The sequence below is a fragment of the Citrobacter sp. KTE30 genome (assembly GCF_000398825.1).
Classification (GTDB): Bacteria; Pseudomonadota; Gammaproteobacteria; order Enterobacterales; family Enterobacteriaceae; genus Citrobacter; species Citrobacter freundii.
The window spans coordinates 3118237-3135152 of sequence record NZ_KB976055.1; the positions used below are offsets into that span (position 1 = coordinate 3118237).

13 protein-coding genes and 1 tRNA gene are annotated in these 16916 nt (G+C 50.8%); 4 read left to right on the forward strand and 10 right to left on the reverse strand.

From position 1 onward, the window contains the following. From sixA to WC1_RS08145, 4 genes are all read right to left on the reverse strand, one after another. Positions 1–486 carry a phosphohistidine phosphatase SixA gene (gene sixA, locus WC1_RS08160; RefSeq protein WP_003028179.1) on the reverse strand — a complete coding sequence of 162 codons (486 nt, stop codon included), beginning with the start codon at positions 484–486 and terminating at the stop codon, positions 1–3. Between the two features lie 208 nt (positions 487–694). Continuing rightward, positions 695–2842: a fatty acid oxidation complex subunit alpha FadJ gene (fadJ, locus tag WC1_RS08155; RefSeq protein WP_016150714.1), complete on the reverse strand. Its 2148-nt coding sequence runs from the start codon at positions 2840–2842 to the stop codon at positions 695–697. After that, on the reverse strand, positions 2842–4152 hold the full coding sequence (gene fadI / locus WC1_RS08150; RefSeq protein WP_016150715.1) for an acetyl-CoA C-acyltransferase FadI: 1311 nt from the start codon (positions 4150–4152) through the stop codon (positions 2842–2844). The genes fadJ and fadI overlap by 1 nt, the downstream gene beginning before the upstream one ends. Positions 4153–4329: 177 nt before the next feature. Beyond that, a complete protein-coding gene (locus WC1_RS08145) occupies positions 4330–4614 on the reverse strand; it encodes a YfcZ/YiiS family protein (protein ID WP_003834838.1) in 285 nt (94 codons plus the stop codon). 371 nt (positions 4615–4985) lie between these two features. Here WC1_RS08145 and fadL point away from each other — a divergent pair, with 371 nt between their 5' ends. Further along, complete coding sequence (gene fadL / locus WC1_RS08140) at positions 4986–6266, forward strand: long-chain fatty acid transporter FadL (protein WP_003845058.1); 1281 nt, start codon at positions 4986–4988, stop codon at positions 6264–6266. 59 nt (positions 6267–6325) lie between these two features. Here fadL and mlaA read toward each other — a convergent pair whose 3' ends face one another. After that, positions 6326–7081: a phospholipid-binding lipoprotein MlaA gene (mlaA, locus tag WC1_RS08135; protein WP_003028190.1), complete on the reverse strand. Its 756-nt coding sequence runs from the start codon at positions 7079–7081 to the stop codon at positions 6326–6328. A 288-nt stretch (positions 7082–7369) separates the two neighbouring features. Here mlaA and WC1_RS08130 point away from each other — a divergent pair, with 288 nt between their 5' ends. Beyond that, positions 7370–8311 carry a formate/nitrite transporter family protein gene (locus WC1_RS08130; protein WP_003839292.1) on the forward strand — a complete coding sequence of 314 codons (942 nt, stop codon included), beginning with the start codon at positions 7370–7372 and terminating at the stop codon, positions 8309–8311. 75 nt (positions 8312–8386) lie between these two features. After that, positions 8387–8458, forward strand: a tRNA-Arg gene (locus WC1_RS08125). Positions 8459–8509: 51 nt separating this feature from the next. On the opposite strand, the gene WC1_RS08120 is transcribed toward WC1_RS08125, so the two are convergent. Together WC1_RS08120 and WC1_RS08115 are read right to left on the reverse strand one after the other, a co-directional pair. After that, the gene (locus tag WC1_RS08120) at positions 8510–9139 is read right to left on the reverse strand and encodes an ECs1377 family protein (RefSeq protein WP_003028217.1); all 630 of its coding nucleotides are present in this window, start codon (positions 9137–9139) and stop codon (positions 8510–8512) included. Positions 9140–9313: 174 nt separating this feature from the next. Beyond that, positions 9314–11212 (reverse strand): methyl-accepting chemotaxis protein, encoded by a 1899-nt coding sequence (locus WC1_RS08115; protein WP_016150716.1) that lies wholly within the window; start codon positions 11210–11212, stop codon positions 9314–9316. A gap of 373 nt (positions 11213–11585) precedes the next feature. On the opposite strand from WC1_RS08115, the gene WC1_RS08110 reads away from it, so the two are divergent. After that, positions 11586–12125 (forward strand): DUF2058 domain-containing protein, encoded by a 540-nt coding sequence (locus tag WC1_RS08110; protein WP_003839289.1) that lies wholly within the window; start codon positions 11586–11588, stop codon positions 12123–12125. A 105-nt stretch (positions 12126–12230) separates the two neighbouring features. Here WC1_RS08110 and pgtA read toward each other — a convergent pair whose 3' ends face one another. The 3 genes from pgtA to pgtC are packed head-to-tail and all read right to left on the reverse strand — an operon-like array spanning position 12231 to position 16673. After that, positions 12231–13478: a two-component system response regulator PgtA gene (pgtA, locus tag WC1_RS08105; RefSeq protein WP_016150717.1), complete on the reverse strand. Its 1248-nt coding sequence runs from the start codon at positions 13476–13478 to the stop codon at positions 12231–12233. After that, positions 13468–15462 (reverse strand): two-component system sensor histidine kinase PgtB, encoded by a 1995-nt coding sequence (gene pgtB, locus WC1_RS08100; protein ID WP_175542046.1) that lies wholly within the window; start codon positions 15460–15462, stop codon positions 13468–13470. The genes pgtA and pgtB overlap by 11 nt, the downstream gene beginning before the upstream one ends. 11 nt (positions 15463–15473) lie before the next feature. After that, positions 15474–16673, reverse strand: coding sequence for a phosphoglycerate transport regulator PgtC (gene pgtC, locus WC1_RS08095; RefSeq protein ID WP_103790837.1), 1200 nt, complete (start codon positions 16671–16673; stop codon positions 15474–15476). Positions 16674–16916 lie beyond the last annotated feature (243 nt).

The following is a 16916-nucleotide window of genomic DNA, read 5'->3' on the forward strand; positions in this document are numbered from 1 at the left end:
TTAAATCGCTTTTGCCATTTTCAGGTTACACGGGCTCATCTGCCAGTTAAAAGTCCCCTTCCCGCTCTCATCAAGCGTTACGCTGGCAATCGCTGATGTGGTAAACATCGGCGGTGTTTCACCTGGGCAAAGCTCAGACACCAGATACCCCACTAAAGGCAAGTGAGAGATAACCAGTGCCGTGGCGATACCTTCATTGGCCAGAGCCTGTAAATAGGCACTGACCAGACCGACATCGCCGCAAGGAGTCAACTCCGGCAAAACATCCACACCGGTTGGCAGGTTCATACACTCCCCCACCACATCCAGCGTTTGTTCGGCTCGTAGGAACGGGCTCACCAGAACACGTTCGATATCCACTTTTTGACCTTTCAGCCAGTTCGCCATCAGGCGAGATTCGTCACAACCACAGGAGGTTAAGGGACGAACCGAATCACTGGCGGCATCGAGGGCCGCGTCGCCGTGACGCATGATAAAAACTTGCATATTGCACCGCTTTTGTTAACCAGAATCACCAATACCTTTATTCACAGCCCCTATTGGCCGTGCTAACGATATGGTGGCCGGCATTGTGCCTTATCCATTCACCGAATGAAACGCTGTTTTTTACCTCAACGGCGTAAGTATAGTCAATCTCTGTTTACATTTTGAGCGCGAGCCATACATTCAGTGCGGATTCATCCTACCTTTGACCTCATGAATTCAGGTCAGTTTCCCCAATATTCCAGAATTTTTCACTGTGTGCCGCCATCTGCAATAACTGTTCACACGGCGCAAACCGCGAGCCGTATTGCGTGGTCAGCCGTTGCAGAGTCGCAACCACTTCTCCCGCGCCGAGTGAATCCATATACCGGAACGGGCCGCCGAGGAATGGCGGAAAACCAATACCAAATACAGCGCCGATGTCGCCATCACGTGCGCTACGGACTATCTTCTCGTCGAAACAACGAGCAGCTTCATTGAGCATTAACATGACGCACCGCTCTGCTACCTGTGTAGCGGTAAGTCGTCCCTGACCCTGAACGCCAATAAGCGTATAAATTGCAGGGTCGACCTGTTTTTTGCTTTTACGCCCTTTCACACCATAAAGATAGAAACCCCGACCATTTTTTCTACCTTTGCGATCGTCATTCAAAATTGAAGCAACAACATTTGCAGGCGCGCTAAAACGTTCTCCATATGCAGCCTCAAGCACTGGTATAATTTTAGTGCCCGTATCAATTCCGACCTCATCCAAAAGTTGGATTGGCCCAACTGGAAAACCAAACTTAACCAGCGCGGCGTCTATGGTTTCGACCCGCTCGCCCTCGGTCAACATACGAATCGCTTCGTTAATGTAAGGCGCTAAAATGCGGTTAACGTAAAAGCCGGCCTTATCTCTGACCACTATCGGTGTTTTGCCCTGTTTTTTCGCTAACTTAACGGTAGTTGCAATCGTCTGCTCGGAGGTCGTGGCATGTGGGATCACTTCGACCAACGGCATTTTTTCCACCGGACTAAAAAAGTGTAAACCAATCACTTGTTCAGGCCTGGTAGCATTCGCAGCAATATCGCCAATGGGCAAAGATGAGGTGTTAGAAGCAAAAACGGTATGAGGTGCGCAATTTTGCTCAACTTCTGCCACCATCCGTTGTTTTAGCGACAAATCTTCAAACACGGCTTCAATAATCAAATCGCGATGCGCAAAGCCACGGTAGTCGATCGATCCCGAAATCAGCGCCAGTTGTTTATCGCGTTCGCTGGCTTTGATATGACGGCGGCGAACCTTCGTTTCAAGCTGATCCCAGCTATACTTCAGCGCATGGTTGATTCCCTTAGCGTTTATATCTTTGATTCGCACAGGCAAGCCGCCTTTACAGGCCGTCACATAAGCAATACCGCCCCCCATCAGACCGCCGCCCAAAATGCCAACGCTGTCCAGCGGACCGGGCTTCGCATCGCTTCCCGGATCCTTTTTCACGTCGGTGTTGGCAAAAAAGATGTGCCGTAGCGCCTGAGACTGGGATGTCATCGCCAGCTCACCAAACGCGCGGGCCTCTGCGTCGTAACCACTACTGCTGCCTTGCGCTAGCCCGGTTTCGATGACCTCAAGGATACGTTCTGTTGCAGGGTAGTTACCTTGCGTTTTTTGCGCCGTCTTTTTACTGGCCATGCGGAACAACAGCGCCCGCCCCAGCGGCCCCGCCAACACTCGCTCTCTCACGGGCAGTGTTCGTTGCGCAGAACTGTCCTTTTTAGCCAGTTCAACGGCCGCTTCCAGCAAAATGGAATGCGGTACAACTTCATCCACTAAACCAACTTTCAGCGCCTGTTTTGCGCGTAATTGTTTTCCGGTGAGGATCATATCCAGTGCGGTACTGACGCCAATCAGGCGCGGCAGCCGCTGCGTACCACCGGAGCCGGGCAACAAGCCAAGTTGTACTTCCGGTAAACCCAGTACGGTTTTAGCATCATCGGTACAAATACGGTTGTGGCACGCCAGCGCCATCTCCAGGCCACCGCCGAGGCATGCACCATGAATCGCGGCGATAACCGGGATCGGTAAAGCATTAATTTCCGCCATCATCTGCTGCCCCTGACGGGCCAGCGTTTCGGCTTCCTGCGCGCTGCGACAGCTACCAATCATGTTGATATCCGCCCCGGCAATGAAGTTATCGGGTTTAGCCGAAATAAACACCACACCACGCAATGCTTTGTTATCGCGGATTTGTTTCAGAATGGCCCGCACCTGAGAAGCAAACTCTGCTTTCAGGGTGTTCATTTTCTCTCCGGGCACATCAATGGTGACAACAGCAACGTTATCCAGACGTACGTTTAGTGTAAAAGCCGATGTCATTTCCATTATTCCGCCTCCAGAACCATTGCCGCACCCAGACCACCAGCTGCACAGGCTGTCACTAAACCAAAACCGCCGCCACGACGACGCAGCTCATGGAGGGTTTGAGTGATCATGCGCGCACCGGTGGCAGCAAAGGGGTGTCCATAGGCAATCGATCCGCCCAGCACGTTAAATTTACTGTCATCAACCTCGCCAGTGGCATGCCTCCTGCCCAGCACGTCGCGGGCAAAACGTTCGCTACCCAACAGCTGAAGATTCGCCAGCGTTTGCGCGGCAAAGGCTTCATGCATATCGATCAGGGTTAAATCTGCCATCGTCAGACCGGCTCTCTCCAGGGCAAGCGGTGTTGACCACGCCGGTCCCAGCAGCATGTCCTGCCAGACATCGATGGCGGTAAAAGCAAAACTACGCAAGTACCCCAGCGGCACCAGCCCCAACTCTTTCGCACGCGACTCCGTCATCATGATCACGGCGGCAGCGCCGTCCGTTAGCGGGGTACTGTTTGCCGCGGTGACGGTGCCGTGCTTGCGGTCAAACGCCGGACGTAGTTTGGCGTAATCGGCCAGCGTAGAGTTACCGCGAATGTTGTTATCTTCTGAAAAAGGATCTTTAAACGGTGGCGCGTAGGTAGTCATTACCTCATCTGCCAGCTTTCCTTCAGCCCATGCCTGAGCGGCACGCTGATGAGAGCGGTGCGCCAGAGCATCCTGCTGCTCTCGGGTAATACCATAGGTTTTGGCCATTTGCTCAGCCGTATCCCCCATACGCAAACCGGTGGAATACTCGGCGACGGCCGGCGGCACAGGCATCAGGTCACGTAAGCGCAATCGGGAAAAGAGTTTAAGGCGTTGACCGGTTGTCCGGGCCTTATTGACATCCACCAGCACCCGCGCCAGCTTTTTACTAACGCCAATAGGCAAGACTGACGAGGAGTCCGCACCCCCCGCAATTCCAGCACGAATAGACCCCGCCATCAGGCTTTCCGCGACATTCGCCACCGCCTGGAAACTGGTCGCGCAGGCCCTGCTCACGCTGTATGCATCGGTATGTACATTCATGCCGGTTCCCAGCACAATCTCACGAGCAATATTTGGTGCTTCAGGCATTTGCACCACCTGACCAAAAACCAGTTGCTCGATCACATCGGCAGGAATTTCGCTGCGCGCCAGCAGCTCACCGACGACCATTTTTCCTAAATCAACGGCGGGAATGCCATGAAACGCGGTAGCCTGACGAGCAAATGGCGTACGCAATCCACTTACAATGGCAATACGGTCGCCCTGGCGGGTAACCAGCGGTAAAGCCTGACTCATAACACTCCCCTGTAAAAAATAAAATAAGTGGTCTGACCTGATCATAGTCTTAACCAATTTTTTACATTTAGCCAAGCGGGGAGAAAAGAAAGTGGGAGCTAAGACACAGTGAATAATCACTGACAGTTACGAAAAAGCCCTTGCTATCTGATAGCAAGGGCTTTTGCAGAGGGGGGATTAACGCAGGCCCAGCTGGAAAATCAGCGTTTCAGCTTCACAGGCAAAAACAAAGTCGATATCCAGACGCACACCTTCTGACTCTTCAGTAAAGGTCGAAGTGATTTGGCAAGGCTCAGATTCCACACCACGTGCCTTTTCAGTCAGAGCGGCCAGTGTTTCTTCTGCCTCTGCGCGATTCGCGAACACACGGCTGTAGGACGCGGTGCAATCGGAGTTGTCCATGATGGTGCCAACATCCATACAGCAGCAAACCGGGGTTTCATCAGCACTGCATTTACTCATTGTAGATTTCCTCTGTATTCGCACCTGAGGTGCCAGATAAACGATAGGGATATTTTACGCTCCCATTATTCGCCTCTCCAGTCGTTAATTGTACGAAATGCGATAAGTGACCGAAATCACACTTAAAAATGATCTAAAACAAAAATCGCCCAAACAGGTGAGTGCGCACCTCCGCAATTTTGCCAGCTGGATCGCGTTTCTCTGATCAAATTTGAAAATATTTATAAACATACTTGCAACATTCCAGCTGGTCCGACCTATACTCACGCCACTGGTCTGATTTCTAAGTCGTACCTCAGACCCTACACTTCGCGCTCCTGTTACGGTATGTAACATTGTTTGTATAAAAATAAATCTATGAGGTTATGGTCATGAGCCAGAAAACCCTGTTTACAAAGTCTGCTCTCGCAGTCGCAGTGGCAATTATCTCCACACAGGCCTGGTCTGCAGGCTTTCAGTTAAACGAATTTTCTTCCTCTGGCCTTGGCCGGGCATATTCGGGTGAAGGCGCAATTGCGGATGATGCAGGAAACGCCAGTCGTAACCCGGCACTGATTATGATGTTCGATCGCCCTACTTTCTCAGCAGGTGCGGTGTATATCGATCCAGACGTTAATATTTCCGGTAAATCGCCATACACCGGACGCAGCACTGATGCGGACAACATCGCGCCTACGGCGTGGGTTCCCAATGCTCACTTCGTGATGCCTATCAACGAACAGTTTGGTTGGGGTGCTTCCGTTACCTCAAACTATGGTCTGGCTACCGAATTTAACGACAGCTACATCGTTGGTGAATACGGCGGTAAGACCGACCTTAAAACGGTCAACCTTAACCTGAGCGGTGCCTACCGTCTGAATGATAGCTGGAGCTTCGGTCTCGGTTTTAACGCCGTTTATGCTGATGCAAAAATTGAACGTTATTCTGGTGAGCAAACGGCTGCATTACCGAAGGTCAGCAACAAAATTGCCAGCCTGAAAGGGGACGAATGGGGCTACGGCTGGAACGCCGGGATTTTGTACGAACTGGATAAAAATAACCGTTATGGTTTAACGTACCGTTCTGAAGTTAAAATTGATTTTGATGGCGATTATAAGAGTGGCATCCGTACCCAAGCGAACGCCATACCTGGCGCTGGCACTACATTCCCATGGGGAACGACCAATGCCACCGTCCCGGGTTCTCTGACACTTAACCTGCCTGAAATGTGGGAATTGTCAGGTTATAACCGTATTGCACCACAGTGGGCTATCCACTACAGCATGGCCTATACCAGTTGGAGTCAGTTCCAGGAGCTGAAAGCCACAGGTTCCAATGGACAGACACTGTTCTATAAAGAAGAAGGCTTCAAAGATTCTTACCGCATTGCATTGGGTACAACTTACTATATGGATAAAAGCTGGACGTTCCGTACCGGTATTGCTTATGACGATAGCCCGGTTCCAGCAAGCAAGCGTTCCATCTCCATTCCGGACCAGGATCGTCTGTGGCTGAGTGCGGGTACGACTTACGCATTCAATGATGACGCATCCATTGACGTCGGCGTTTCTTATATGCACGGCCAGAAAGTGACCGTTAAAGAAGGCCCGTATACTTTCGACTCTGAAGGTAAAGCCTGGCTGTTTGGTACAAACTTCAACTACGCATTCTGATTTTCTTCAGACGTAAAAAAGGTGAGCTTTTTAGCTCACCTTTTTATTTGCCCAATTCCTTACTCAGAATCGATCTCTTTTAAATCGTCCTGAATGTCTTTCGCGTTCGGGTTTTCTTCTGGTTTGAGTTTCCCACCATTCGCAATAAAGTCATGACGCTGGAAGTAAGCTTCACGCACCATAATGTAAGGATCGGAAGACTGACGCAGCAGACCGTCAGAGTCGAGCAATTGCGCGCGAGTTTCAATCCCTTCAACCGTCCATTTGCCTATCGACAACGGCCAGGTCAGCCAGGACAGTACCGGATACAGGGTATCGACCATATCGCCGCCGTCATCACGCAGTGTGAAACTACCGTAGAACGGAAGCTGCATATACGGCCCGTAACCCACGTCATAGTGGCCTAACGTACTGCCAAAGCGGTGTGGTTCAACGCGCTGCAACTTCGGATTAGCCATACCTGCCACATCGATAAAGCCGCCCATACCTAACAGGGTATTCAGGAAGAAACGGGTAAAGTGCACCATCCCCTGATAAGGATCGCCTTGCAGGAAATAGTTGACCATGACGGCCGGTTCTTCAAGGTTCCCCGTAAAGTTGCTTAAACCATTACGCGCCGGCTGCGGAACATAATCACGCCAGGCCACTGCTACCGGTCGAACAACATAGGGATCCAACACGTTAAAGTTGAAGTTGTACATGGTACGGTTGAACCCTTCAAATGGGTCCGAACGCCCCTGCTGTTCAGTACCGGAGCTCGCACACCCCACCAAAAGTGTGGTTCCCAGCGCAAGCGCCGACAGGCGAAGCTTCATAAGTATCTCCCTGTGTTTTATGGCTATCGCTGATTGCCATCCATGACGGAACGATGACGTATCCGCCTGTTTAGATGTGAGCGATTGTAACAGCACGTCAAATGATGTCTATATACCCTGTCTTACTGATTTGATCATAGCCTGGTAATACGCACTCCGCGGCGGTTCTATTCTAACTAACCCGATAAAAACAAACGTTACTATTTTTGCTATCTCAGACTTTCTCCCGCTGATTTTCAGAGAAAAGCCGCTACGCTTTAGCAATACGTGCTTATTCAGGATTCGGCCATGAATGACATCAAGAAAGATAAGATTGATCGACACAGCGACGAACTCGAAGTGGAAAGCGATGAAAAACTAACAGGGAAAAAGATAGAGCTTGATGAGGACAGACTCCCCTCCCGCGCCATGGCGATCCATGAACATATTCGCCAGGATGGGGAGAAAGAGATGGAGCGCGACGCAATGGCCCTGCTGTGGTCAGCCATCGCAGCAGGACTGTCGATGGGCGCCTCGCTACTGGCTAAAGGGATTTTTCACGTACAGCTGGAAGGTGTGCCAGGGGGATTTTTACTCGAGAACCTCGGTTATACCTTCGGCTTTATTATTGTCATTATGGCCCGCCAACAACTCTTTACCGAAAATACCGTCACCGCCGTACTGCCGGTGATGCAAAACCCTACCCTCGGCAATTTTGGCCTGTTGATGCGCCTGTGGAGCGTGGTACTGCTGGGTAATATTATTGGCACCGGGGTTGCAGCATGGGCGTTTGAACATATGCCGATTTTTGATGAAGAGACCCGCGATGCTTTCGTCAAGATTGGCATGGATGTGATGAAAAACTCTCCTGTGGAGATGTTTTCCAACGCCATCATTTCTGGCTGGTTAATTGCCACGATGGTGTGGATGTTCCCCGCCGCCGGGGCGGCAAAAATTGTGGTCATTATTCTGATGACCTGGCTGATTGCGTTAGGCGATACCACGCATATCGTCGTTGGCTCGGTGGAAATTCTCTATCTGGTCTTTAATGGCACGCTGCACTGGAGTGATTTTTTCTGGCCCTTTGCGCTACCAACGCTCGCCGGGAATATCTGTGGCGGAACGTTTATTTTCGCGCTGATGAGCCATGCGCAGATCCGCAATGATATGAGCAACAAACGCAAGGAAGAAGCCCGGTTACAAGCAAAGCGTGATGAGCAAACGCAGAAAAACCAGAAAAAACAGGCCTGAATGGTGACTGTTTGAGCAGTCGGGCGGCCTGAGACTTACCGTTGTGAGTAAAAAACGCTATACTCGTGCCGCTTCGTCCCCTTAGTTAAATGGATATAACGAGCCCCTCCTAAGGGCTAGTTGCAGGTTCGATTCCTGCAGGGGACACTCTGAAATTAATGCATCCTGTTTAAATCCAATCAATTACCAGCCAGTTCATCACTGGGCCAGGCGGTAGAACGGCACATTCCTCACTGTTGCAGTAAGATTGTCGGACACCATTGTCTGCTTGGTAGCTATCCGCATCCCTGCTTTTCTCAGCCTCAACACATCAGCGGCAATACGCTGGCTGCCAAACCAGAAAAGCCCATCCAGCGCAGTGACATCAAGGCCCGATTCAAGTGCCAGCTTCAGACGTTCGCGTGGTGCTTTTACTGTTTTAGCAATCTGCTGATATGGCGCTTCGCTTGAACCTGCAGGACTAATGCGCCGGATTCGATGCGACAGGCGGTACTGAAATTCATCCGGTATCCCACCGAGACTCGCTTTCAGGCTGTAAACACAGCCAAAGCGTTTGCCGTTAAAGATGACGTTTTTCTGACTAAGCTGCAGCTCTTCACGCACGCTGGCAATCAGTTGCGGGGTACGGAGTAATAACAGGCGGAAAGGCAACTCAAAACTGGTCACGTAGTCCACATTCAATAAAGCAATACGCAGACGCTCTTGCGGTCCCGCCTTCAATTCGCGACATTCAGTAATAACATCAGCCCACTGGCCGGTAAGGCGGGAACTCTCAGTCGCCTCAGTAAAGCTGTATTTTTCAGTCTCATAATCAATACGTTCAGTCACACGGAATTCCCTTCTGGCCACATCTCGGTATCGGTTGTTCACTTTACCAGCGACAAGATTGCTATGTCAGGAATCTTTGCTTAACCCGCCCAATATTTGCTTCATACCATCACACTAAGATGACGACAACTGACCGATCCGGCGCGTTTACCGGATCGGTACAGCGGCGTCATGTCAGACAACAAAACGATTGACCAGCCCCTTCATGGTGACCGACAGATTGTCCAGCCGCTGGCTGTCGCTCGCGGCCTGAGAAACCAGCGCCGCATTTTGCTGCGTAACCTGCTCCATCGGTCGCAGAGCCTGGTTTATCTGGGTTACCCCTTGCGACTGTTCCGTCGCCACGCGCGCGATATCCGCAATATATTGCTTCATACTGGTGGTATTGTCCGCTGCCGCTTCCAGCGCGGTAGCTGATGCCGTGACCCGCTCAACGCCCTCACTAATTTTAACCATGTTCTGCGCAACCAGCTCGCGGATCTGGTTAGCTTCTTTGGCGCAACGCTGCGAAAGATTCCGCACTTCACTGGCCACAACCGCAAACCCCCTGCCCATCTCTCCTGCCCGCGCAGCTTCCACTGCCGCATTCAGCGCCAGTAAGTTAGTCTGAAACGAGATATCATCAATTGAGGTCACAATATTCGATATTTTCTCACTGGAAGCGCGAATATCCCCCATACTCTGGTTCGCCGCACTGGCAACGTTACTGGCCTGTCGGACCTCTTTTTCCAACCTGATTGTCAGATGCTCCGCTTCGCGGGCATTATCCGCTGTTTGCGTAATCGCAGTTGATAACTGCTCCATACTGGCCACGGCTTGTACTATTGATGCAGCCTGTTCATCTGTACGTTGAGCCAAATCCTGATTTCCCACCGTAATACTGCTGCTGGCATCGGACAAAACCACGGCGCCTTGTTTAATCTCCTGTACGATATGCTGAATACTTTCCAGCATCGTGTTATAAGCACGATTAAGTGAGGAAAGCTCATCTTTACCCGGCGTCGCCAGACGTTGAGTCAGATCGCCATTCATCCCCGCAATCTTGCGCAGCGTGTCGCTGAATTGGCGATGCATATTGATTGCGATGGCTCCCGCGAAGGTCAATGATGCCAGTAGCGCTAACAAGCTGACGACCATATATATTTGCCAGTTTTTTCGTGCATCCTGCGCGAGTTTTTCTGCATTCGCCAACAGAAGATTCGCCGTCACATTTTCTATCTGCCGCATCACTTCAATACGCTGAGTTTGTACTTTGAACCAGGTAGTAGGAGCGACACCAAATCCACCGTTCTCGACATGATTAAACGCGGTTTCACGAAATGAGAGGGCTTTTGACGCTTCTGCAGATTGTAAGCGATTTTTCAACATGGCCGCCTGTTCCGGCGAGCTCAGGCGCAACGATTGTGCCAGCCAGACGTTCTGTTTACTGACGACATCACTGAGCTGATGTAACTGTCCGTCGGCGAAATGACCGGAGGAAAAGATATTTGATAACAGTGCCCGTTCAATACCCGCTTGTTCTTTCAAATTCAGCAGATTGTAGTAGGCGGCAAATGCGTTTGCCATTTCGCCAGAATCCGTCAACTGCCCCAACTTGCCGACAAAACTCAGCACATCAGCAATGACGTTGGTGTAAAACTTAACCACATCTGCGGCCGGAAGCCCCAACTGCGTGACATTTTCCCGGATGGTGGCGAGTGAAAGAATGTTTTTCTTAAACGCAGCGACAGAGGTAGCAACATCCCCTTCCGGTAATGCAGTATCGGACAACGAGCGCACGAATACCTCGATCTCGCGATCGGTCAAAGCCCGCTGCGCGTTTAACTCATCTTTGAACGTAGTCCCTGCAGCCCCCAGAAATCCGACACTCATTCCCCGTTCTTTTTGCAGTTCATGCACCACATTTCCGGCACTGCGTGCGAGCGCTGTCAGTTGGGCAATATTCTCCATCTGCCGTTCTGTCTCAATACGCGTCAATATTCCTGAACCTGCAAACCAACACAACGCCAGTAATAGTGGTTGTAGCGCGATTATTAACTTCATTTTCATCGGCATTCGATAAACCCACCACATGCCACTTCCCTCCATTGTCCATATTTTCATTATGGTTATCGGCGTAAAGAAGCGGCTCTTTAAATTTGAGCAATGGGCAACTGTTTGTTTTTTAGATTAAATATTTACCAGGATAACTCTATTTAATTACTTCAATCAGAATAAAACGCTGTCTAATGTGAATCTGCAAACCTATGCTCCATCTTATTAACTTATTCGGCATATTATTTTTTATTAAAAAAATCAGGTAATCATCAACTGATTCAGCAAGGGAGAGAGACTCAGGACAGTGATAGCAGCCGAGATAACAGCCGTGACTGCGGCCATCATTCTGGCGTCCCACCGAACGTTAAGGTTATAATCCTTACAATGATTTTTTGGATTAGAAGCGACAATGACAAAACTTACCCTACAAGAACAGATGCTTAAAGCGGGTCTGGTCAGCAGCAAAAAAATGGCGAAAGTGCAGAGAACGGCGAAAAAATCGCGCGTTCAGGCTCGTGAAGCCAGAGAAGCGGTTGAAGAGAATAAAAAAGCGCAGATCGAGCGTGATAAGCAACTCAGCGAACAACAGAAGCAGGCCACGTTGTCTAAAGAGTATAAAGCGCAGATCAAGCAACTAATTGAAATGAATAAAATCACCATTACCCGTGGCGATATTGGTTACAACTTTACTGACAATAATCTGATCAAAAAAGTCTATGTTGATAAGGTGACTCAGTCTCAGTTGATCAAGGGCCGTCTGGCTATTGCCCGTCTGACGGCTGAAAGTGGTAGCGAGAGCGAATACGCCATCATTCCGGCAGTCGTCGCCGACAAGATTGCCCAGCGCGATGCAAGCTATATCGTGCTTAATTGCGAACTGAGCCAGGAAGCTAAGGATGAAGACGATCCGTATGCTGATTTTGTCATTCCTGATGATCTGATGTGGTAAGCCCCCCCCCTCAATAATCACCCGGAATTTCGTCACATATTTCGGTGAACGCTCACGCCGCCACCGAAATACTGTCAACGTCTCTTCATCCCCACATTCCGCCTGCTAAAACTTATAGTGTTCTTTGCTCAGTCCGTATTTTCTCATGCGTAAATAGAGTTTTTTACGCGGGATTTGTAGATACTCCGCGACTTCATTAATACGCCCCTGATGGATATTTAGCGCTTCAGTAATGATCTGCCGCTCGTACTCGTCGACCCGACGATCGAGCGGTGTCGGTTGAGGCAAATGCAGTTGCGGATTCGCGGTTTCAGCCAGTGGCAATAGCCCAACGGCAAAAAGCTCGGCGGCATTGGCCAGTTCCCGAACATTGCTTAACCACACGCGACGCCGCATACCTTTTAGTAATTCCCCGTCAATCTCAGGCACAGGATGGTTCAGACGCAGACAGGCTTTCTGCAGATAATGGCGAAACAGCGGTTCAACATCATCCGGGCGCTGAGACAACGGCTGGCAACCAATTTGCGTCATCGCAAAACAGTAATAGAGTTCGGCCACAATCTGGTTGGTTGCCGCCAGTTCCACCAACGAAGTGGCGCCAATGCCAATTAAGCGAAACGGACGTCGCTCCTGGCTTTGCAAATGCACCAGATGGTGCTGCAGTTCACGCGTCAGGCACTCAATATGGCTCAGAACCAGCGTTCCCCCTTGCGCCTGGGCAATAAGGTCATTGAGTTGTTCAGAGTTCCCGGGCGTCAATTCACCGCGAATAAACGCGCCTTCAGCGCTGCGCCCAAGTTGATGTAAATAACGGGCCCCGGTCATACGCCCGGTTCCCGGCTCGCCATAAAACCAGACGGCAATATCCGTTTCCGCCAGTTGCCGTAAACGCTGGCGATACTGATTAACCCAGTCACTGTAGCCGACCAGTTCAACTTGTAGCTTTTGCTGGCAATAGTGACGACGTGCAATCACAGATTTTCTCTGACGCAACGCATCCTCTACCAACACCAGCAGTTTGCCAGGATCAACCGGTTTTTGCAGAAAGTCCCACGCCCCTTTCTTCACCGCGTCCACCGCCATCGGAACATCGCCATGCCCGGTGATCAACAGGATCGGAAGCTGATTGTCATCCTGATGAAACAACGTCATCAGGTCGATTCCATTACAGCCAGGCATACACACATCGCTCAGGACAATCCCTGGCCAGTCGGCCTGCAACCAATTTCGGGCATCAAAAGGGTTACTGCATGCGAATACATGATATCCCTCCTGTTCAAGCAACAGGGTGTAAGCGTCGAGAACATCGGCATCATCATCAATAAGCAGAACAGAATATTCATCACTCAACATCGTTTACATCCGTCAGATTAAATTGCAGAACGACGCAGGCATTGTGCCCCGGGGTTGACGCCAGGCGCAGTTCGCCGTTCATTTGCATCATTAACGATACACAAATCGATAAGCCAATACCGAGGCCAACATCCTTACTGGTGGTAAACGGTTTTAACAGTGATGGTAATAATGCCCCAGGCCAGCCGGGGCCGTTATCGCTGATAAATACGCACAACCGGCTGCCTTCGGCCTGCCAGTGAACATCTATTTTCGCCACTACCGGACAGGCATCCAGCGCATTTGCCAGGACGTTTACCAGCACCTGCTGAATACGCACTTCATCACCAGCCACCCACACGCTACGGTCTGGGAGCGTCAGAGTACCCTGCTGTGGCTTATGCCGCATGGACAACAGTTCCCAGGCAGCGTTGAACGTTTGTCGGAGATCGACCGGATGCAGAGGCGTACCTGGCTCGGCCCGGCGCGCAAACTGACGCAGCGAACGGATAATGGCATCAATGCGAGTAATCAGTCCCTCCGCTTTGGTTAATGTGCTTTTGGCCTGAGCGGATTGCCCCTGTTCAATTGCCCTCCCCGCCGTAAACAGGTACATCGACAGCGCATTCAGCGGTTGATTAATCTCGTGCGCCAGCGTGGTCATAGTCTGGCCGACCACCGCCAGTTTTGCGGTTTGGATCAGCTCATCCTGCGTTGCGCGAAGATCGGATTCAATCTCTTTGCGCTCAGTCACTTCCTGCTCCAGCTGATTTTTTTGCGCGCTCAACTGGCCCAGAGTATGGCGCAGCAAGCCTGCGATACGCCCCAGTTCATCGCGTCCATATACCGGGATAGTGGCATCCGTTCTGCCAAGACCAATTTGCACCACGGCCTGGTTGAGCGCAGTAAAACGTTTCACCAGACGCGAACGAATGAAGTAGTGATTAAGCCCCCAGGCGAGAAGTAGCGCCAGCAGCGTCGCCAGCAGGATAAGTCCACCGCTGACACGAACAATCTGTTCCAGCCGTTGATTAAACGTCTGCATTTGCTGATGGCTACTCCCCAGTTGCGCTTCAAGCAGTGTTCGAAAGCGCCCAAGTGTGGCCTCTCTGGCATGGCTGGCATCAACGAGCGCTTTTTGCGCGGCGACATAATCGCGCATGGTATCGGGCATTTTATTTTTCATCATCCCGATTTCCAGCAGCTCATCGATAGTTTGTCGCAGTGTGATAGTGCTGGGCCAGTCATCAAGGGTACGGATATTTTCATCCGCCGTTTTCTTCAGATTTTCCAGGTAGCGGATGTGATTCTCCACCAGCATTCCGTCGTCGCTGCCCGATTTCAGTTCATTAAGCCTGTCGCGTAAATCATCAACGATCTGGTTTTCAATTCTTGCCAGGGTGTAAACCTGCTGCTGCTCGTTTTGCACCTCTCGGGCACGTTTGAGATACAGCGCCGCATCACCATTTTTGGCCTCGATTTGATCCAGCAACGTCCCCTGCTGCCAGGTAAAATCCTGCACCAGTGAATTCAGCTCAGTAGTAAAATCATCATGTAGCCAATCAATGCGCGCGGAAAGTTCGCTCACTTTTTCGCGTACTAGGAACATGTTGTAGAGCACCCGATCCAGTTCCGCCATCAGCGCCCGGCTGTCTTGCAAAATCACCGCCAGTTGCTGCTGTTCTGCTGGTTGCAACCCCCTGCTCAGCACTTCGATTTTATCCAGATGCGAGATTATCTGATTGCGCAGTTGCAGCCTTACAGTCGTATTGGGAGCCAGCAGGAATTCATTAAGCTGGTCCACAACCAGGTTGAGATTCCCTTCAATCAAAAAAGCGGAATGCACGCGCGGGAAGTAATCATCAAGCGAATAGCGTATCTGCGAGCTCTGCTCATGCCAGGAATACAGACTGACGCAGCTTACGCTCAACGTCAGTAATGCACCCGTCAGAAAGGCTCCTCGCAGACTGCTGCTGATGCTGAGCTGACGCAGACGGTGCAGTATCGATCCACCTTTCATTTTAATTCTTCCAGTTTTGATATCGCCTGACGCTGATTTTTAAGAAACCAGAGCTGCCACTCCATCATCTGCTGTTCGGCAACGCTTTTATTATCAAACTGCGCAAGCCAGGCTTCATCTTCACTACTTTTGGCATCTATCGGAACGCTGGTCAGTAAGGCTCTGATTTCGGGTAGCGGGCGTTTCAGGCGAGCTTCCGCACTGTATAGCGCCCGCCATGCATCCTTTAGTTGCGCAAGACGAAAACTGATGGCGGTATCAAACATCCGCTGCACCAACTGTTGCCGCTTAAGGATCAGCCGATAGTTAAGCGCAGGCTGGTTCATTAAAATGGCCTGCTGAGCGGCGCGGGGATTATCAGATGCGAGCTGCGTTACCGGGTATTTCCCCGTATTCGCATCCGCAAGGATCCGCTGTCCCTCCGGGCTTAACAAATAGCGGATAAAACGACGCGCTTCATTGGGGTGCTGGCTGTTATTGAGAACAGCAACATAGGTTGGCGATACCGCCGAGCGTGGAAAATAGGTAAATGCCAGGTGAGGATCGTTAAGCAGCAAGTTGGCATAATTATCAATGACCGGCCCCGCAACGCCAAGGCCGCTCTTAATTTTGTCGGCTACGCCAAAACTGCGTGATGAAATCGTCACCAAATTTCCAGCACTCGCCAGTAATGTCGCCCAGCCCTCTTCCCACCCTTTTTGCTGTAGCAACGATTCAACCATCAGATGGTTGGTATCGGAACGCGATGGGCTACTCATTAACAAAGCGTTCTGATATTTAGGATGCGTTAAATCCCCCCAGTCAGCAGGAGGCGACAAATGACGCGCCGCCAGCGCAGAACGGTTAATCAACAGGCCAAAACCAGATATCGCAACAGCCACGGAGGTAGAACGAATCGAGTCCGGCACCAGCCGCTGGCTTTCCGGCAGCACATTATCGAAGGGCGCCAGCTTCTGATGCTCCTGAAGATGCTGCAACAGCATGGGCGACGAGGTCAAAATCAAATCGACGTTCTCCGCATTGGCAGTATCAAGCAGTTGTTCCAGTGAACTGCTGGTCCGGTTTAATGTGCGAATCATCACCGACCCCGGTTCCGTCTGCCAACGCTGAATAATCCAGGCCGTTGCCCCCGGTGAAAAGGTTGTTGCCATTACCAGCTCTTTACCCTGCGCCAGACAACTCACCGACAGCGACATAAAACAGAGCGAGATCGCCCAACAACGCCCCCGGTCCAAAAGTCTGTTTGTGATCCCGTTCATAAATACCAACATGTGCAAAAAATAATATTGAGACAAAACTTACCCGTTTATCACTGCCAGAGTGAAGAATAAGGTTATTCGTAGAATAACCAAACGGAAAGTGACGGCATCGGTAAAGAATACCCGAAAATGCAGCCTGAATTTGTTAATATCCGCACACGCCGATGATAAAAACGTCCG

Excerpts from the sequence above, each read along its gene's own strand:
- WC1_RS08110 (WP_003839289.1), top strand. The coding sequence starts at position 11,586 with ATGACAAAACTTACCCTACAAGAACAGATGCTTAAAGCGGGTCTGGTC.
- sixA (WP_003028179.1), bottom strand. The coding sequence starts at position 486 with ATGCAAGTTTTTATCATGCGTCACGGCGACGCGGCCCTCGATGCCGCC.
- WC1_RS08115 (WP_016150716.1), bottom strand. The coding sequence starts at position 11,212 with ATGTGGTGGGTTTATCGAATGCCGATGAAAATGAAGTTAATAATCGCG.
- fadL (WP_003845058.1), top strand. The coding sequence starts at position 4,986 with ATGAGCCAGAAAACCCTGTTTACAAAGTCTGCTCTCGCAGTCGCAGTG.
- mlaA (WP_003028190.1), bottom strand. The coding sequence starts at position 7,081 with ATGAAGCTTCGCCTGTCGGCGCTTGCGCTGGGAACCACACTTTTGGTG.
- fadJ (WP_016150714.1), bottom strand. The coding sequence starts at position 2,842 with ATGGAAATGACATCGGCTTTTACACTAAACGTACGTCTGGATAACGTT.
- pgtA (WP_016150717.1), bottom strand. The coding sequence starts at position 13,478 with ATGTTGAGTGATGAATATTCTGTTCTGCTTATTGATGATGATGCCGAT.
- WC1_RS08145 (WP_003834838.1), bottom strand. The coding sequence starts at position 4,614 with ATGAGTAAATGCAGTGCTGATGAAACCCCGGTTTGCTGCTGTATGGAT.
- fadI (WP_016150715.1), bottom strand. The coding sequence starts at position 4,152 with ATGAGTCAGGCTTTACCGCTGGTTACCCGCCAGGGCGACCGTATTGCC.
- WC1_RS08130 (WP_003839292.1), top strand. The coding sequence starts at position 7,370 with ATGAATGACATCAAGAAAGATAAGATTGATCGACACAGCGACGAACTC.
- pgtC (WP_103790837.1), bottom strand. The coding sequence starts at position 16,673 with ATGTCGCTGTCGGTGAGTTGTCTGGCGCAGGGTAAAGAGCTGGTAATG.